This is a genomic window from Chryseobacterium shigense, from assembly GCF_900156575.1.
In the GTDB taxonomy this organism is placed as follows: domain Bacteria; phylum Bacteroidota; class Bacteroidia; order Flavobacteriales; family Weeksellaceae; genus Chryseobacterium; species Chryseobacterium shigense.
The window spans coordinates 157,862-175,503 of the sequence record NZ_FTNY01000002.1 but is presented as its reverse complement, the minus strand read 5'-3'; the positions used below and the strand labels follow the sequence as shown (position 1 = coordinate 175,503).

Genomic DNA, 17,642 nt, shown 5'->3' with positions numbered 1-17,642 from the left:
AAACCAATAAAAAATAATAATATGTTAACTCTTTTACAAACAGACCCTTATGAAGGGGTTGATGCAATGTCTGGTGCTGCCGCTGCGGGGCTGGGAATGGGCTCTATGATCTTTGGATTGCTGATTTATTTATTTTATGGATACTCTATGTATAAAATATTTCAGAAAGCGGGAAGAGAAGATGCATGGGCAGCTTTTGTTCCGATCTACAACATCATTGTGCTGCTGGATATTGTTAAAAAACCAATCTGGTGGTTCATCTTATTCCTAATTCCTTTCGTTAACCTTTACGCTTCATGGGTAGTGAATGACCGATTAGCAAAAGCCTTTGGAAAAGAAACTCCGGTTTATACCATTCTTTTGTTTTTCTTCGGCTTTATTTTCGTGCCGGTTCTTGCTTTCAGTAATGATAAATACGATAGTAGCAGAATCCCAAATGATCAGTAATTAATAAAAAATAGTAAAAGACTTCAGCAATGGAGTCTTTTTTTTGTGTTTTACTCTGTAGTGGAAGATAATTAATATCGTAATTCTGAGAAATAAATTTTGTGAAAAAATTACAAAAAATCCTTATTTAGAGAGATGTGGTAGTAAAAATATATTTTAAAAATATTGTATTGGTGAAACTTTTTCTGTGTCATAAGTATTTATATTAAAAATAAAAAAATTAACATTTATTAAGATTTTATTATTTTTGCCCAATTTTAATAACCATGATGAAAATTTTAGTTATAGGTGCTCTATCTACTGCCTCTATATATTTCGCACAAACCTATCCGGTTTCGGCCATTCCTGAAAACTTAAAGAAAAATGCTGATGTGGTCATCAGAAAGGACTTTACAACAGTCCTGATCAATAAAATCGACGAAATCAAATACCAATATAATACAGTAACTACGGTTTTAAATAAAGATGGTGATTCTAAAGCTTTAATTTATATCCCTTACAAAAAAGGAGATAATATTTCTGATGTTAAAGTCACTGTTTATGATGAATCCGGGAAAAAAATAAAAAGCTTTTCAAAATCAGATTTTGGAGACTTTGCCAATAATACCCAGGGAGTATTTTATTCAGACAGCAGGATCCTAGCATTGTCTTATACCTCCGCTTATTATCCTTATACAGTTGATTTCTCTTATCAAAGAACAGATGAGAATACCATTTTCATTCCTGATTTTGTGCCTTTTTCTTCTCCAAACGAATCTCTGGAAGAATCCCAGTTTAAAATAATCATCAATCCTATGCTTTTTTTAAGCAAAAGTTCCAACGAATTCGATCAGGCAGATGAAAGAAAATATCCCATCGATTTTATTTCTTCATTTACTAAAGTGAAAAAAGTAATTTTGGAAATACCGGAAGGCTATGTGATCGAAACGATGCCGAAAAATAAAAAGATTGTTACAGATGATAAAGAAATTGAATACAGTTATGTTGCTGAACAGAAAGGTAACAAACTTGAAGTGATCTCCACCATAAAGACGGCCAGTCCGGATTATCCTAAAGAGTATTACCCTGCATTCAAACAGATTTGGGGAACCGCCTCAAAAAGTGAAAATCAGGTCATAAGTCTGGTCAGAAAATCATAAAAATCATTTAGAAAAAGAAAATTTGCAAAACCATTCAAAAAATGAATGGTTTTTGCATTACTATCAGAAATTAATATTATGAAAAATACGATTGCCGTTCTGGCAGTTTCTTCTCTTCTTGCTTTTTCAGCATGTAAAAAAGGTGAAAATACCACTGCTGCTTCTGATAAAACCGAAGTTGCTCAGCCTGAAAAACTTGTGGTAGATTCCGTTAAAGTCAATGACTCAGTAAAAATAGCAGATTCTCTCACTGTACGTTTCACTTCCAAAATGCTCGTTTTTCCAACCCTGAAAGATAAGACCCTGCTCGACAGTATTTATTTTCATCATCAGGGAATCAAAGATTTTTCCAAAAAAGGAATCGAAGCTTATCTTGATCAGGATAAAAACCAATATTTCAAGTCCGTTAAAGCAGATAGTAAAGATTGGCTTTCAGATATTTCATATGCACAGAGCTGGTATGCGAATTCGCAGATGAATCTGGTCTCTGCGGATCATGATTTTATGCATATAGAATATGTGTCCAGTGCCTATCAAGGTGGGGCACACGATAATTTTGGTTTTTCAGAAAGGGTTTTTGACCTTAAAAATAATAGAAAACTGGAACTCAAAGACATCACTTCAATGCCAAAAGACAAACTGGAAGCTTTGCTGATGAAGAATCTCAATAAGGAAAATAGCGGAACAACAGACAGTGACGGAGATGTAAACAATTCTGAAATGCTGTTGGTAGACGTAATCCCGGCCACAAATAATTTTTATTTTGACCAGAAAAACCTGTATTTCCATTACAGCCCTTATGAAATCGCTGCTTTTGCCGCCGGAGACATCGTTATCCCTGTTTCGTGGGAGGAACTGAAGGGCACACTGAAAGAAGAATTTAAAGAAAGAATGAAAATAAAGTAAATTAATGCTTCCGGATCAGGAAGCATTTTCTATTTTTGCGGTAATGGAAAAAGCAGCTTTTATCATTAATCCTTTTTCGGCCAAAAAAAATTATCAGCCGTTTCTTGACGAACTCAAAAAAAAGGTTGACAATCCTTTGTATTATATCTCTGAATCTATTCCGGGGACAGATGATTTTATTAAGGAACATTTTGACAAGGTAGATATCTTTGTAGCAATCGGTGGTGACGGAACGATCTCTACCGTAGCCAGAAAACTGATTAATACCGATAAAATTCTGGCCATATTTCCGGCCGGATCAGGTAATGGTTTTTCCAATGAGACTAAATTTAATAAGAATTTAGATGAGCTCCTGGAAAAAATTAAGGCCAGAGCATCCCGAAAGATTGATACTTTTACCGTTAATGGAAGACTGTCGATCAACGTTTCAGGAACCGGATTTGACGGAAAAGTAGTCAAAGAATTTGAAAAAACCAGCCGCGGATTCAAAAATTATATCAAAGTGTCCTTAAAGACATTCTTTAATTATAAACCCATCAAAGTTCAGTTCTCAGACGAAGCGTATCAGCAGTATAACGGAAGATATCTCATGCTGAATATTGCCAATACCCGCCAGTTTGGAAACAACGCGTACATTGCTCCCAACGCAAGTAAAAGCGACGGGTTGGTAGATATGGTTCTGGTGAAAAAATTTCCATTGACCTATTCCGCACTTTTTGCTTTCAGGATGTTTACTAAAAGATTGAAGGATGATGAATATGTGACCTATCTTCCGGTTTCAGAAATTTCTTTTAAAGTAACCACCAAAAACTGGCATCTTGATGGAGAGTTTAATACAATAGAGTCGCCTGTACATGTGAAAGTATTGCCTGCCAGTCTGAATATTTTAGTGTAGACTAAGGTCATTGCGAGGAGCAAAGCTCCGAAGCAATCTCAAAAAGGGAATCATTTTTATTAAAATAACAATTCCCATTCGTTTTTCTCTCGCCTTTCAAATAGACTCTTTATGTTTTCGGGAGAATTCCAAAAGTATCAAACCTCCAGTTTCTTCTCAATTTCAGCAGGATGATCAAGACAATACTGCAACTGCTTTTTATCCAGTTGCTTTTCCCAATTCGCTACAACTACTGTCGCTACAGAATTCCCGATCACATTGGTTAAAGCCCTGCATTCACTCATGAATTTATCGATTCCCAGAATCAGAGTCATTCCCGCAATCGGGATTTCAGGTACAACGGCTAATGTTGCCGCCAATGTCACGAATCCGGCTCCTGTGACTCCTGCAGCACCCTTTGAACTTAACATGGCCACCAAAAGCAGCATCAATTGTTTATCAAGAGACAAATGGATATTCAGAGCCTGAGCGATAAATAAAGAAGCTAAGGTCATATAAATATTGGTTCCATCCAGATTAAATGAATATCCGGTAGGAACTACAAGCCCTACAATCGCTCTTGAACAACCCGCTTTTTCAAGCTTTTCCATAACTCCCGGAAGCGCTGATTCTGACGAGCTTGTTCCTAAAACCAACAAAAGTTCCTCTTTCAGATAAAACATCAGCTTAAAAATACTGAATCCATTATACCACGCTACCGATCCTAAAACGATGACCACAAACAGGATAGAAGTAATATAGAATGTTCCTACCAAAAAGATAAGATTCAAAACAGAATGAAGACCATATTTTCCGATAGTAAACGCCATTGCACCAAATGCGCCGATCGGGGCCAGCTTCATCAGCATATGAACAATTTTAAAAACCGGTGTAGAAAGATCCTGTAGAAAATCCGTTACTTTCTGGCTTTTTTCTTTGGTCAAAACCAGAGCAACACCCATCAGAATCGCAACCAGAAGAACCTGAAGTATATTTTCACCCACTAACGGACTGAATAAGGTTTCAGGGATGATATTCATGATAAAACCTGTCAGCGTAGTGTCGTGAGCTTTTTGCTGGTATTGTGAAACATCGCCGGATAGAGTAGCAGGGTCTACATTTAAGCCATGTCCGGGTTGTAAAAGGTTTCCTACAATCAATCCGATAATCAGAGCAAGAGTAGAAAACGTAAAGAAATAAATCATTGCCTTTATTGCGATACGACCTACCTTTTTAAGATCAGTCATATGAGCAATTCCTAAGGTTAGGGTGATAAATATAACCGGAGCAATGATCATTTTCACCAGTTTAATGAATCCGTCGCCCAGCGGCTTCATTTTTTCACCCAGTTCAGGATAAAACCTTCCTAGTAGTATACCTGCTGTTATTGCAATAATCACCTGAAAATAAAGTTGCTGGTAGATTTTTTTCGTTTTCAATGTTTTTTAATTTTAAAGACCGGAAATTAAGAATTTTTATCTTAAAACATGACGAATGTCAGTTAAATTGATGACTTTAACAAAGAAAATGATAAAAGTAAAATAGGCCGTTAAAGTAGGCTTTATTAGCCTTTGAGGAATAAGATTAATCTTTATTGTTTGTGTGGGTAATATGTAGAAATTTTTCCTATAAAAATTAATTTTAGATTTATTAATAAATAATGCTTCAACTTTGCTGAACAAGACAATTTTGATAGGAAGGAATGTCATGCCGAGCAAAGTCGAAGCATAGAGGTTGGAATTTTATATTTCAATTACTCAACAGCAACGGAATCATCGCCACGGCCATCGGCCACCGCGTGGATATTTCCATTGTCGTCCATCAGAATCAGTTCTGTTTTTCCGATGTATTTTATTTTTTCAATCACATAGTTTTTGCTTTTAAGCACTGTGATCGTACTTTCAGGAAAATTATTTTCGACCGTAATCTTTTCCGGAAGCCACTGATGGTGAAATTTTGGTGCATTGACGGAGATATTCGCATTCAGTTTAAAATCTACCACATTGACGATAGACTGGTAAACAGAAGTTGGAATAGTAGTTCCGCCCGGCGTTCCTACGACCATATAGGGTTTGCCGTTTTTAAGGAGAATGGTTGGAGTCATCGAAGAAAGCATTCTTTTATTAGGCCTGATAGAATTGGCTTCTCCGCCTACAGCTCCAAACATATTGGGAACTCCCGGTTTAATGGAAAAGTCATCCATCTCATTATTGAGAAAGAATCCGGCTCCTGAAACCACGACTTTACTTCCGTAATATCCATTTAAGGTAGTGGTCACAGAAGCGGTATTTCCGTCTTTATCTATGACAGAAATATGAGTCGTCTGTGTGGATTCGTTCGGCTGCGAGATAATTTTTCCTACTTCAGAACTAGGTGTTGCTTTGCTGAAGCTGAAGCTTTTCCATCTGTTTTTTAAATAAGCGTCAGAAGTAAGGTAGGCCGTTTTATCTTCAATGAAATCGGGATCGCCCATGTATTCGGCTCTGTCTGCAAAAGCTCTTCTTTCAGCTTCCGTCATGATCTGTACAGCCTCCGTTGAGTTCTGCTGGTATTTTTCAAGGTTTTCATAACCCGCCATTGTCAGCATTTGGGCAAGTAATACCCCGCCGCTTGATGGAAGAGGCATGGTAACTACGCGGCTTCCTTTATAATCAAATTCCAGAGGTTTTCTTGCGGCAGTTTTATAATTTTTAAGGTCATCCAGCGTAATGATTCCGTTGCCTTTTTTCATCTCAGAAACCATCAGGTTGGCTGTTTTCCCTTCATAAAAACCCTTTTCTCCCTGTTTCTGAATTAATCTGAGTGTTTCAGCCAGCTCTTTCTGTACTAAAATATCACCAGCTTTCCATGGGGTATCTTTTACAAAAGCGATGGAAGAGGTATTGTTTTTAAGGAATTTCTCTTTATGGGTATTCAGCATTTCGGCTTCCATTTTTGTGATCGCAAATCCTTTTTCTGCCAAATCAATCGCTGGCTGAATGATTTTGTCCATCGGAAGTTTACAGTATTTCAGAGTCGCAAAAAAACCGGAAATACTTCCCGGAATACCTACAGCCAGTCTTCCGTATTGAGAAAGATCTGTGTTAGCCTTTCCGTTTTTATCTACATACATATCCCGTGAGGCCTTTTTCGGAGCTGTTTCCCTGTAGTCTAATGTGAATTTTTCACCATTATTTTTAACACCTACCAAAAAACCACCGCCCCCGATGTTTCCAGCCTGAGGATAAACTACGGCGAGAGCGTATTGGGTAGCAACCACAGCATCGTAGGCATTTCCTCCCATTTTCATAATCTGTGTTCCGGCTTCACTGGCAAGCGGATGAGCAGATACGACGACTCCTTTATTCTTTACTTTTACTTCTTTAACAATATTGAAACCTGTAAACTGAGCCCAGTAGACATTACCTGCCAACAGCACTGCCGCAATGAAAAACTTCTTCATAAGATTTTGTTTAACACAAAAATAACTATTTTTTTAATGTAAACAGGGGCAGATTAACCGGGTGGAATGTTCACGTCTGATCTTATGAGTGAAGAATTAAGAGGTAAGGCTACGTATGATTAAGAAGTTTTTATGGAAATGATCATTATCATTGATTTCTTGCAAATGGTGCTTCTTTTCCGGCTGATATAAAGACCTGTTTTTTTAAGCACACCTTTTTTATTATGATAAGCTTGATTTTTTTACTTTTGTACAACTCTAAAAAAAATATCTAAAAATGGAATCCTATACGGAAAGAATATTGATTACGGGTGCTCTGGGACAGATCGGCACCGAGTTAACGAACAGACTTGTTGAAATTCACGGAGCTGACAATGTAGTAGCATCAGGCCTGGACAGATGGCAGAAGGGAATTACGGCTGCCGGACACTATGAAAGAATGGATGTTACCAACACGCAGCTGGTAAGACAGGTTATTAAAGATTACGAGATCACCACCGTGTATCACCTGGCATCTCTTTTGTCAGGGACTTCAGAAAAGCAGCCTGTTTTTGCTTGGAAGCTTAACCTTGAACCTCTTCTTCATTTTTGTGAAATGGCAAAAGAAGGGCTTCTTAAAAAGATCTTCTGGCCGAGTTCAATCGCTGTATTTGGGAAAGGAATTCCGAAACAAAATGTAGCGCAGGATGTTGTTTTAAATCCTACCACGGTATATGGAATCTCTAAAATGGCTGGAGAAAAATGGTGTGAATACTATTTCGATAAATATGGAGTAGATGTAAGAAGTATCAGATATCCCGGACTTATCTCATGGAAGACCCCTGCAGGAGGTGGAACTACAGATTACGCCGTTGAGATTTTTTATGAAGCGATAGAGGAGGGGAAATATACAAGTTTCATTTCTGAAGACACAGGAATGCCGATGCTTTATATGGACGATGCCATTAATGCCACATTGAAATTAATGGAAGCTCCAAAGGAAAGTCTTACCGTACGTTCGTCTTATAATTTGGGAGGAATGTCATTTACTCCTAAAGAACTGGCAGAAGAAATCAAGAAACAAATACCGGAATTCACGATCGATTATAAACCTGATTTCAGACAGGCGATTGCAGATTCATGGCCGGCTTCAATTGACGATTCTGTAGCAAAAAAGGACTGGGGACTTACCTACGATTTCGGAATTTCTGAAATGTCAAAAGACATGATCAAGAATCTTAAAGTGAAACTGAATAAAAACTAATTAATTAAAGTTTAGGTTTAAATACATTTTATTTTAACATTTGATTTTTAATTAATTAAAACCATTATCTAAAATTTAATTTAAATGATTTTACTGACTTTTAACATCGTTAATATTGAAGCTGAAGCTAAAAACAGCCTGCAGATTTCTGATGAAGAGAGACTGAAAGTCACCGAGGGCAATACCAAAGCCATTCTTCGGATTTTAGATATTCACGACATAAAAGCAAGTTTTTTTGTAGAAATTTCTATCGCAGAAAAACTTCAGAATTTAATAAAAGCAATTTCATCCAAAGGGCATGAAATTGCTTTTTATAATTTGAATTCAGATCTTCAGACTATCGAAGAAGTAAAAAAGAATATTCAGGATATTCTTGAAAAGCAAGTGAGGGGAATCAGACAAAAAGATTTCAAACTCGCTCAGGAAAATTTGAAATTGCTTGAGTTCAATTATGTGTCCAATATCGATCATGCAGATATCCTTTTTCCATTCAAAAGATTGAAAAGAGATACGGAGATCAACGAACAGGATGGACTGAGTATTGTGCCTGAAAGTATCTCTCCCTATTTCCAATTACCGTATAATGATTTCATGTTTCAGATCTTACCTATGAAATATTATAAGAATATGGTATTTGAAACATTGAAGAATGATGACTTTGTATTGATCTATCTTAATTCCTGGCAGTTCACCGATTTCAAAAAGTATCCGTTTGATGTGCCTTACTACAGAAGCTTGTTTTCGGGCAAAAAAATGGAGGACAAATTAGAGGCCCTCCTTAGCTGGATCAACGAGAATGACATGGCCACTTCGCGTATGAAAGATTATATTTTTTAGGTTGCAGGTGGTGATATGTTGCCGATCATAGGATTGCGACGCAGTTTGAAACGCTGCCTTTTGATTTGGGATTTAGACGTTATTGATGGTGTCGATGGTGAATTTTGCTTCGCAAGTGAAAGGTGAATTTTTGAGCGTTATGAATAAAGAATAAATATGTCTATATGCCGCAATTTGTTTATTCAATTGCTGAAAGGTTTATCACTATTGAAGAGCAGGAAACATTATTTCCCACTAGCAACTCGCATTTACCTCTTTCATTATCAGACTCTAAAATGATCAAAATCATTCCTTGCCGTGCCACTCGAAATCCGTAATTAGCTCAACTCAAAAAGTGTGATTTCCGGCAATACACCCACTCTTCCCGGGTACCCTAACACTCCAAAACCTCTGTTGACATACAACATCTTTCCTTCGCTTTCATAAAGGTCAGCCCATTTTGGATAACGATACTGTACCGGAGACCATTTGATGTTTTTCAGATCTAGACCGAACTGCATGCCATGAGTGTGTCCTGAAAGAGTCAGGTGGATGTTTCCAGGGTGTTTTTTGACCACATAATCAAAATGGGTAGGGTCATGGCTCATCAGGATTTTCGGAGCAGATTCCGGAACTCCTTTTAAAGCATCATCTATTTTTCCGAATTGAGGGAATGGTTTCAGTCCCCAGTTTTCCACCCCAAGAATGTACAGTTTTTCTCCATTTCTTTCGATTACCCTGTGTTCGTTTCTCAGCATATCAAAGCCGGCCTGTCTCTCATATTCGATCAGTGTTTCGAGGTTTTTCTTTTTAGCATCAGGAGACGTCCATGTTACATAATCACCGTAATCGTGATTTCCCAGAACTGCCAGTTTACCGTCTTTCGCTTTGATTTTTGAAAATAAGGGAATGAAAGGTTTGAATTCGTCTGATACATTATTCACCATGTCCCCGGTGAAAAGTACAAGGTCGGGATTTTGTTCATTAATCAAGTCAATGGCGTGCTGAAGCTTGCTCGGATCTGAAAAACTACCGCTGTGAACATCGGAAATCTGGATCACTTTATACCCTTCAAAGTTTTTCGAAAGGTCTGGGATCTTTACTTTTATTCTTCTTACCGTGTGTCTGTACTTTCCAAACGTAATCCCGTCAATGAAAAGAGCAGAAAGAACACCTCCAAGCCCTAATCCTACAATACTCAGGAATTTTCTCCGCTCAGGAAAAAAGTTTTCTTTCGGTTGGGTAAATCCTATTAAATACCCTCCGGTTCTGAAAATATCATCAATTAATAAAAATAAAACGACGAAAATTTTAGGCAGAATAAAGATCAGGAATAACGAGATCATGATTTGAGCCCTCATGGTACTTCTGTCTGATCGCTGGAAATGAGTTACTTCATAGGCGAAAATTCCGTAAACAGTCAAAGATAGCACCCAGTATCCGAGTCTTACCCAGAAATTATCAGTTAATGTTTTGATAGCCTGGTAGATATATACCTCTAAAAAGAGGAAGATAGCGGCAATGATTAAAAAATTTCTCTGCATGATAGATCTAAAAAAAGCACAAAGAATATGTTTCCCTGTGCTTTATATTTTTTGTTTATTAAATATTTTAAGGAAATCTGTAAACGATAGCATTGATGTTCATTCCGGCACCTACCGAAGTCATCACAATGTTACCTTTATCTTTAAACGTTTGACCCTCCATTTTTCCTTTAATTATTAAATCATACATCGTAGGAATGGTTGCTACAGAGGTATTTCCCAGGTTCTGAATGGTCATAGGAGAGATGGCATGGTCATAATCTTTCACATCATAAAGCTTGTGAAGTCTTTCGATCATAGCATAATCCATTTTTGCATTGGCCTGGTGAATAAGGATCTTGTCAATATCTTCCAGAGAAAGTTGAGCGTCTTCAATAGTTTCCTTGATGGCTGAAGGAACATTTTTAAGCGCATACTCATAGATTTTTCGTCCCTGCATTCTCACATAAAGACGTCTCTGATCTACGTTGGCGTTAATAGAAGGTGCATTTTCAAGATAATTGAGCTCAGGACCGTTGTCACAGATGGTATTGCGGGCAATAATTCCTACATTTTCCTGGTCGGTAGCCTGTACAACGACTGCACCGGCTCCGTCAGCAAAGATCATTCTGTTTCTGTCATGCGGGTCGGTAACACGGCTTAACGTTTCTGCCCCTACCACAAGAATGGTTTTGGCAGCTTTTGCTTTGATCAGGTTGTCTGCAAGGATCATGGCTTCCACCCATCCCGGACATCCGAAGATCATATCATAAGTAATGCATTTTCTGTTTTTAATGCCCAGCTTATTTTTTACTCTCGCAGCCATATTGGGCATGAAATTCACATATCCGTCTACAGTAACTTCTCCAAAGTTGCTTGCGTAAATAATATAATCCAGTTCTTCGCCGTCTACTTTTGCATCCTCAAGGGCCGCTTTGGCAGCTTCAGAACCGATCTGTGAATTGGAAAGATCGTCTTCTATAAATCTTCTGTTTTCTATTTCTGTGATTTCTACAAACTTAGCGATGGTTTCTTCAGCAGGTTTTTCAATCTTAACTCCGTCTTCAGTGTAGAATTCAGAATCCATGAAATAATCTCTACCAATAACTCTGTTAGGAATATAGGATCCGGAACCTATAATGATCGTATTCGGCATTCGTTTAAATGATTTTTTAGAGATGCAAAGTTAATAATTAATATTAATAACGAAGAATTAAAAATATTATTAAATTTGCAAAAATTGTACTTTACAAGCGTATGAAAAACAACTCGTCCTTAAAAGGCTTACTTATTGCAGCTGTGGTGTTTATCGTTGCCTTTGGGGTCTACTTCTTTTTCTTAGCCAAGAAAAACTATTTTGTCGTAGACAATCCTACCCCCAATACCTATTATTTTAAGATCAATAACGGTTCCGAAGGAATTATATCAGCAGGACAATATATTCATGTAGATGTGAAAAAAGGCAAAAATTCTATCAAGGTTTTCGACCAGAATAAAAAAATGCTCTATGATTCTGCCTTTGAAGTGAATAAGATTCGTGGGCTGATTAACATCGCTCATCAGGATTATTATATTAATGATCAATATTATGGATACAATCTTAAAAAAGATTCATTACTTTTGGCCCTGGACAAAATCACTATTGACGGAAAAGATTATTTCGGAGGCGCAAAACGCTTCAACAAGCTTTATACTGAGGATTTTTATTACAATGTAGATGAAGATTACGACAAGGTAATCAAAAACATCCAGCAGGTAGAATCAAGATCAAAGATCTTCAGAAAGCAGGATTTCCTAAATTATTACAAAGAATATTACAAGTTTTAAGTTTTGACAAAAGATATTACCAAAGTTACTCCCTATAATTCCGAGGCTACCAAGAAGAGCCAGGTAGAGGATATGTTCGACAATATTGCACCGAAGTATGACCTTCTGAATCATGTTTTATCTATGAAAATTGATGTTTTATGGAGAAATACATTGGTGAAAATGATGAAAAAAGACAACCCGCAGGAAGTGCTGGATGTGGCTACAGGAACGGGAGATTTAGCCATCACCATTGAAAAAGGAACCGATGCGAAAGTAATTGGTTTAGATTTATCACAACAAATGCTGAATGTTGGCGTTATTAAAATAAAAAAACTTAAATTAGACGGCAAAATTTCCATGCAAAAAGGAGATGCAGAAAATTTACCTTTCGAGGACAATAGATTCGATGCTGTTTCCGTTGCATTTGGAGTGAGGAATTTTGAAAACCTTACCAAAGGTTTGGCAGAATTAAGAAGAGTAGTTAAAGATAACAAGAGTGTTTATATACTGGAGTTTTCAAAGGTTGAGGGGTTCTTAGGTCCATTTTATATGTTTTATTTCAGAAACATATTACCTGCCATCGGCAGACTGGTTTCCAAAGATAATAGGGCGTATACATACCTTCCGGATTCTGTAAATGCTTTTCCTTTTGGGGAAAAGATGAAGCAAATTCTTTTAGATACAGGATTTAAGAAAGTAGAATATAAAAAGCTAAGTTTAGGTATAGCCACAATTTATAAAGCAACAAAGTAACCTATGAATAAATTTCTATTAAGAGCACTGGTTTTAGCCTCAGTTAATATTGCAGTTTTTGCAGATGCACAGTTCAGAACCCGAAACAGAATGGATAAGTTGGAAGACTTTGACGAGCAGAAATTCAGCTGGGGTTTTTATTTGAACGGCAACAGGCTAGACTACCGTATCGTCCTTCATCCAAGATATGGTGCGGAAGGTAATCAGAATCTTGTTAAATCTAGAGAAAGCTACAGCTTCGGAGCGGGATTGATCGCTAAATGGAGACTGAATGACTATCTGGATTTAAGATTGGAGCCAGGCTTGCAATTTGCTCAAAGGCAGTTGACTTTTAATACCCAATCTAATGACCAGTACGCTGCTGGAACACTCACTAATCCACCTTTCCTTCCTATTCCTTTAACGGAAAAAGACAAAGTAAGAGAGATCAAATCTACCCTGGTAGACGTTCCTGTATTGCTGGAACTTCACGGCCAGAGATGGTACAATTCCAGACCTTACATTGCAGCAGGGGTGAATTATATCGTGAACCTTCAGTCCAATTCAGATTCGGAAGATGATAACTTACAGCAGGTTTTCAGATCTACGACCCATAACTTTGCATGGTCGGCTGAATTAGGAATCCAGTTTTACTTCAATAAATTCAAACTGACACCAGCGGTAAGAGGAACATTCTTCATGAACAACGAGAAAGTAGCAGATAATGCCAACACTCCTCCTTACTGGGCCACAGCAATGTCTACTCTTCAAACCAGAGCGGTCATGTTTGTTTTGAAATTTGAATAACAAAATCGCAGAAAAAATACAAAAGGAGATGCATTAGCATCTCCTTTTTTCATACATGATCAAAATATAGAGACTTTTATTTTTGTTACTGTTATTATTTTTTTACTTTTGCTATTAGTTAGAATATAGAAAACCTGAAATGCTTCAAGATTTAGAAAACAATTTTTCAGAATTAGAAAAAAAGATTTTGATTTTACAAAAGAATTATAAAAATCTTACTGAAAGATTATCAGAATTAAATAGTGAGCATGAAGAACTGAAAGCGAAATATGATGAGGAAAGAAGAAGAAATCAGGTATTAGCAGAAGAACAAAAAAATATAAAACTTTATTCAGCAATATCAGGGAATCCTGAACACAACAGATTAATGAAAAACCACATCAACCGATTGGTAAAAGAAATTGATTTCTGTATTGCACAGCTTCAAAACAGTGGATTATAATGGATGTAAGAAGAATAACCATCAACATTGCAGGAAGGGTATATCCGCTGAACGTACCGGCCGCAGAGGAAGAAACTCTGCGTAAAGTAGGAAAGCAGATTGAAAATATGATTAAAGATTTTGAACAGAACTTCGATGTAAGAGACAAGCAAGATGCTTTGGCTATGTGCGCCCTGAAACTGGGAACCAATGCTGAAGTAGTTTCTCTCAACTACGAAAAAAATATAAATTCTACCAACGAAAGATTAGTGAAAATTAATCAGTCGCTGAATGAAATTGGGAAATAGATTTTTTTCCCGAAAAACTGCCTACAATAATTCTAACACATTTAAGGTAAACTCAACGCTAAACAATTACCGAGCAAATGTCCGCTGAATGGCGTGCCGGGTCTCCCGGATTACAGACAGTGGAAATCAGTTCAAATCGTGTTGATTAGGAGTTTACTCTCAATCCCTGAATTGTTGTAGGTTTTTTTATTTAGATAAGTGTAAGACAATTAAAACTCAATATATATTATGACAACAGCCATTATAGTCGGCGTTATTTGCTTAGTTATAGGGGCAGTGATAGGGATACTTTTCTCTAAGAGCTCACTAAACACTAAGGCAAAATTTATTGTAGATGATGCAAAGAAAAATGCCGAAAACCTTATAGAAAAAGCGAATGTTCAAGCTGAATCCATAAAGAAAGAAAAGAACCTACAAGCCAAAGAAAAATTTTTGGAGCTGAAATCTCAGCATGATGCGGATATTCAATCCCGTGAGAGAAAAATGCAGGAGGTAGAGAAAAGAACCAAAGACAAGGAACACAAGCTGAATGATGAACTTAGCAAGACCGGAAAACTTGAAAAAGATCTTGACAAGCAGATTGCAGATTACGCTAAGAAAAATGAAATCTTAGACAGAAAGCAGCAGGAACTTGACGTGGCAACCGCTAAAAAAGTGGAGATTTTAGAAAAAATCGCTAATTACACCGCAGAAGAAGCTAAAGCAGAATTGGTAGAAACCATGAAGGCAGAAGCTAAAACAAGAGCTCAGGCACATGTTCAGAGCATTATGGAAGAAGCTCAGTTGAATGCTAAGAACGAAGCCAGAAAAATTGTTGTTCAGACGATCCAGAGAATCGGTACAGAACAGGCTATTGAAAATTCAGTATCTGTTTTCAACATTGAATCTGACGAAGTAAAAGGAAGAATCATCGGTAGAGAAGGTAGAAATATCCGTGCTTTAGAAGCAATGACAGGAGTGGAGATTATCGTTGATGATACTCCGGAAGCTATTCTTCTTTCATGTTTCGATCCGGTAAGAAGAGAAATTGCCAGACTATCCCTTCACAGATTGGTGACGGACGGAAGAATCCACCCGGCAAGAATCGAAGAAGTCGTAGAAAAAACAAAAAAACAAATCGAAGAAGAAATCATTGAAGTAGGTAAAAGAACGATCATTGATTTAGGAATCCACGGATTACATCCGGAGCTGATCAAGATTGTCGGAAGAATGAAATACCGTTCTTCTTACGGACAAAACCTTTTACAGCACTCAAGAGAAGTGGCCAATATTGCGGCAACCATGGCTGCTGAATTAGGATTAAACGTAAAATTAGCGAAAAGAGCAGGTCTGTTACACGATATCGGTAAAGTTCCTGAGCAGGAGTCTGAACTTCCTCACGCTTTACTGGGAATGCAGTGGGCTGAAAAATACGGTGAAAACGCAGAAGTTGTTAACGCAATCGGAGCTCACCACGACGAAATTGAAATGAAGTCATTATTATCACCGATCATCCAGGTTGCCGATGCCATCTCAGGAGCAAGACCGGGAGCAAGAAGACAGGTCCTTGAATCCTATATCCAGAGACTGAAAGATCTTGAATCTGCAGCATTAAGTTTCGATGGCGTATCCAGCGCTTATGCGATCCAGGCAGGTAGAGAGCTCAGAGTAATGGTAGAAAGCGGAAAAGTAAACGATGAAGTAGCCAATCAGTTGTCTTATGACATCTCTGAGAAAATTCAGAATGAACTTACGTATCCGGGACAGGTTAAAGTAACCGTAATCAGAGAAACGAGAGCGGTGAATATTGCAAGATAATAACCGAATAAAGATATTCTATAAAAACCTTTCAAGAAATTGAAAGGTTTTTTATTTTTATCAAAACTTAAAAATGCAAGAACTGTCTTTGTCTTCAAAACTGAAGTACATCTTTTCAATTCCCGTTATCATTTCAGCCCTGGGCTATTTTGTAGATATTTATGACCTGCTTTTGTTTGGTATCGTAAGAATTCCCAGTTTGAAAGCCTTGGGTCTGAATCCTGATGCCGACGGAACCTTTATTCTGAACTGTCAGATGGTAGGCCTTCTCATTGGAGGAATATTTTGGGGAATCTTTGGAGACAAAAAAGGGAGACTGTCCGTTCTTTTCGGTTCCATTCTGGTCTATTCGCTGGCCAATATAGCCTGTGGGTTTCTGCCATATTTCCCAAAAGAACACCTCGTCTATCAATATGCAGGTTTACGGTTTATTGCCGGAATAGGACTGGCCGGAGAACTGGGAGCAGGAATTACCCTTGTTTCTGAAAGCCTGCCTAAAAGTCTGCGGGCAATAGGAACTTCCGTAGTAGCCGGTTTTGGGCTTATGGGAGCTGTTGTAGCCCAATTAACTGTTGAATTGGCTGGTGGATGGAATATTTCCTACATCATCGGAGGAATTATGGGGGTGATGCTTCTCTTGCTCAGGATAAGCGTATCCGAATCAGGTATTTATAAAAATATAGTCCATAAAAATGTTTCCAAAGGAAATTTTCTCTCCTTTTTTACCAATAAAGAACGTCTGATCAGGTATCTCAAATGCATCGCAGTAGGATTGCCTACGTGGTATTGTATAGGGATTCTGGCTGTTTTAGCCAATCAATTTGCTCCTGAATTGGGAATAAAGGACATCAACCCGGGAAAAGCCATTATGTGGGCATATATAGGTATTTCTGTGGGTGACCTCATGAGTGGTTTTATTTCCCACGCATTGAAATCCCGTAAAATGGCTATTTTTTATATGCTGCTGTTTACCATAGTTGGAGTTGCTATCATGCTTTTCGGAAACACCAATACTGAAACAAAATACTATATGTTCTGTGTCTGGCTCGGGTTAGGAACAGGTTATTGGGCGATGTTTGTGACCCTTGCAGCCGAACAGTTCGGGACCAATATCCGGAATACGGCAACCACTACGGTTCCCAATATGGTACGAGGTCTTGTCCCCGTGATGATTCTGGCCTTTGATCTCTTGAAAAATAATTTTACGGTCATCATCAGTGCAGCCATTGTGGGTATTGTGGTCTTTGGACTTGCTTTTTATTCATCGCTCACCATTTCGGAAACACATGACAAAGATCTTGAATTTACTGAGTAATACAGCGGTTCGATAGGGATTGATATCTTTTTAAGTATAAGTAAATGAATAAATTAACATTTT

Annotated in this window: 17 protein-coding genes; 13 read left to right on the top strand and 4 right to left on the bottom strand. The window is 37.6% G+C overall.

What is annotated here, in order from left to right; all coding sequences use genetic code 11:
- Positions 1-21: 21 nt before the first annotated feature.
- From BW964_RS06280 to BW964_RS06265, 4 genes are all read left to right on the top strand, one after another.
- A complete protein-coding gene (locus BW964_RS06280; RefSeq protein WP_076505736.1) occupies positions 22-447 on the top strand; it encodes a DUF5684 domain-containing protein in 426 nt (141 codons plus the stop codon).
- A gap of 266 nt (positions 448-713) precedes the next feature.
- Positions 714-1,586, top strand: a complete 873-nt coding sequence (locus BW964_RS06275) for a DUF3857 domain-containing protein (RefSeq protein WP_076505735.1) — start codon at positions 714-716, stop codon at positions 1,584-1,586.
- 78 nt (positions 1,587-1,664) lie between these two features.
- The gene (locus tag BW964_RS06270) at positions 1,665-2,492 is read left to right on the top strand and encodes an RsiV family protein (protein ID WP_076506685.1); all 828 of its coding nucleotides are present in this window, start codon (positions 1,665-1,667) and stop codon (positions 2,490-2,492) included.
- A 43-nt stretch (positions 2,493-2,535) separates the two neighbouring features.
- Positions 2,536-3,387, top strand: a complete 852-nt coding sequence (locus tag BW964_RS06265; RefSeq protein WP_076506684.1) for a diacylglycerol/lipid kinase family protein — start codon at positions 2,536-2,538, stop codon at positions 3,385-3,387.
- A 137-nt stretch (positions 3,388-3,524) separates the two neighbouring features.
- On the opposite strand, the gene BW964_RS06260 is transcribed toward BW964_RS06265, so the two are convergent.
- Together BW964_RS06260 and ggt are read right to left on the bottom strand one after the other, a co-directional pair.
- Complete coding sequence (locus BW964_RS06260; RefSeq protein WP_076505733.1) at positions 3,525-4,805, bottom strand: dicarboxylate/amino acid:cation symporter; 1,281 nt, start codon at positions 4,803-4,805, stop codon at positions 3,525-3,527.
- A gap of 314 nt (positions 4,806-5,119) precedes the next feature.
- Positions 5,120-6,808, bottom strand: coding sequence for a gamma-glutamyltransferase (ggt, locus tag BW964_RS06250; protein WP_076505729.1), 1,689 nt, complete (start codon positions 6,806-6,808; stop codon positions 5,120-5,122).
- A gap of 277 nt (positions 6,809-7,085) precedes the next feature.
- On the opposite strand from ggt, the gene BW964_RS06245 reads away from it, so the two are divergent.
- A complete protein-coding gene (locus BW964_RS06245; RefSeq protein ID WP_076505727.1) occupies positions 7,086-8,051 on the top strand; it encodes an NAD-dependent epimerase/dehydratase family protein in 966 nt (321 codons plus the stop codon).
- A gap of 84 nt (positions 8,052-8,135) precedes the next feature.
- The gene (locus BW964_RS06240) at positions 8,136-8,888 is read left to right on the top strand and encodes a polysaccharide deacetylase family protein (protein ID WP_076505726.1); all 753 of its coding nucleotides are present in this window, start codon (positions 8,136-8,138) and stop codon (positions 8,886-8,888) included.
- Between the two features lie 317 nt (positions 8,889-9,205).
- Here BW964_RS06240 and BW964_RS06235 read toward each other — a convergent pair whose 3' ends face one another.
- Both BW964_RS06235 and BW964_RS06230 read right to left on the bottom strand, forming a co-directional pair.
- Positions 9,206-10,411, bottom strand: coding sequence for a metallophosphoesterase (locus BW964_RS06235; RefSeq protein ID WP_076505724.1), 1,206 nt, complete (start codon positions 10,409-10,411; stop codon positions 9,206-9,208).
- A gap of 67 nt (positions 10,412-10,478) precedes the next feature.
- Positions 10,479-11,546 (bottom strand): 3-oxoacyl-ACP synthase III family protein, encoded by a 1,068-nt coding sequence (locus BW964_RS06230; RefSeq protein WP_076505723.1) that lies wholly within the window; start codon positions 11,544-11,546, stop codon positions 10,479-10,481.
- 101 nt (positions 11,547-11,647) lie between these two features.
- On the opposite strand from BW964_RS06230, the gene BW964_RS06225 reads away from it, so the two are divergent.
- The 7 genes from BW964_RS06225 (at position 11,648) to BW964_RS06195 (ending at position 17,579) form a co-directional block, all read left to right on the top strand.
- Complete coding sequence (locus BW964_RS06225) at positions 11,648-12,217, top strand: hypothetical protein (protein ID WP_076505721.1); 570 nt, start codon at positions 11,648-11,650, stop codon at positions 12,215-12,217.
- Positions 12,218-12,220: 3 nt separating this feature from the next.
- Positions 12,221-12,952, top strand: coding sequence for a bifunctional demethylmenaquinone methyltransferase/2-methoxy-6-polyprenyl-1,4-benzoquinol methylase UbiE (gene ubiE / locus BW964_RS06220; protein WP_034743381.1), 732 nt, complete (start codon positions 12,221-12,223; stop codon positions 12,950-12,952).
- 3 nt (positions 12,953-12,955) lie between these two features.
- Positions 12,956-13,738 carry a type IX secretion/gliding motility protein PorT/SprT gene (gene porT / locus BW964_RS06215; RefSeq protein WP_073334968.1) on the top strand — a complete coding sequence of 261 codons (783 nt, stop codon included), beginning with the start codon at positions 12,956-12,958 and terminating at the stop codon, positions 13,736-13,738.
- 139 nt (positions 13,739-13,877) lie between these two features.
- Entirely contained in the window at positions 13,878-14,180 is a 303-nt protein-coding gene (locus BW964_RS06210; protein ID WP_076505719.1) for a hypothetical protein, read from the top strand.
- A complete protein-coding gene (locus BW964_RS06205) occupies positions 14,180-14,467 on the top strand; it encodes a cell division protein ZapA (protein ID WP_034743389.1) in 288 nt (95 codons plus the stop codon). Before BW964_RS06210 ends, BW964_RS06205 begins: the two co-directional genes overlap by 1 nt.
- Before the next feature lie 228 nt (positions 14,468-14,695).
- On the top strand, positions 14,696-16,264 hold the full coding sequence (rny, locus tag BW964_RS06200) for a ribonuclease Y (RefSeq protein WP_076505718.1): 1,569 nt from the start codon (positions 14,696-14,698) through the stop codon (positions 16,262-16,264).
- Positions 16,265-16,337: 73 nt separating this feature from the next.
- Positions 16,338-17,579 (top strand): MFS transporter, encoded by a 1,242-nt coding sequence (locus BW964_RS06195; protein ID WP_076505716.1) that lies wholly within the window; start codon positions 16,338-16,340, stop codon positions 17,577-17,579.
- Positions 17,580-17,642: the final 63 nt, after the last annotated feature.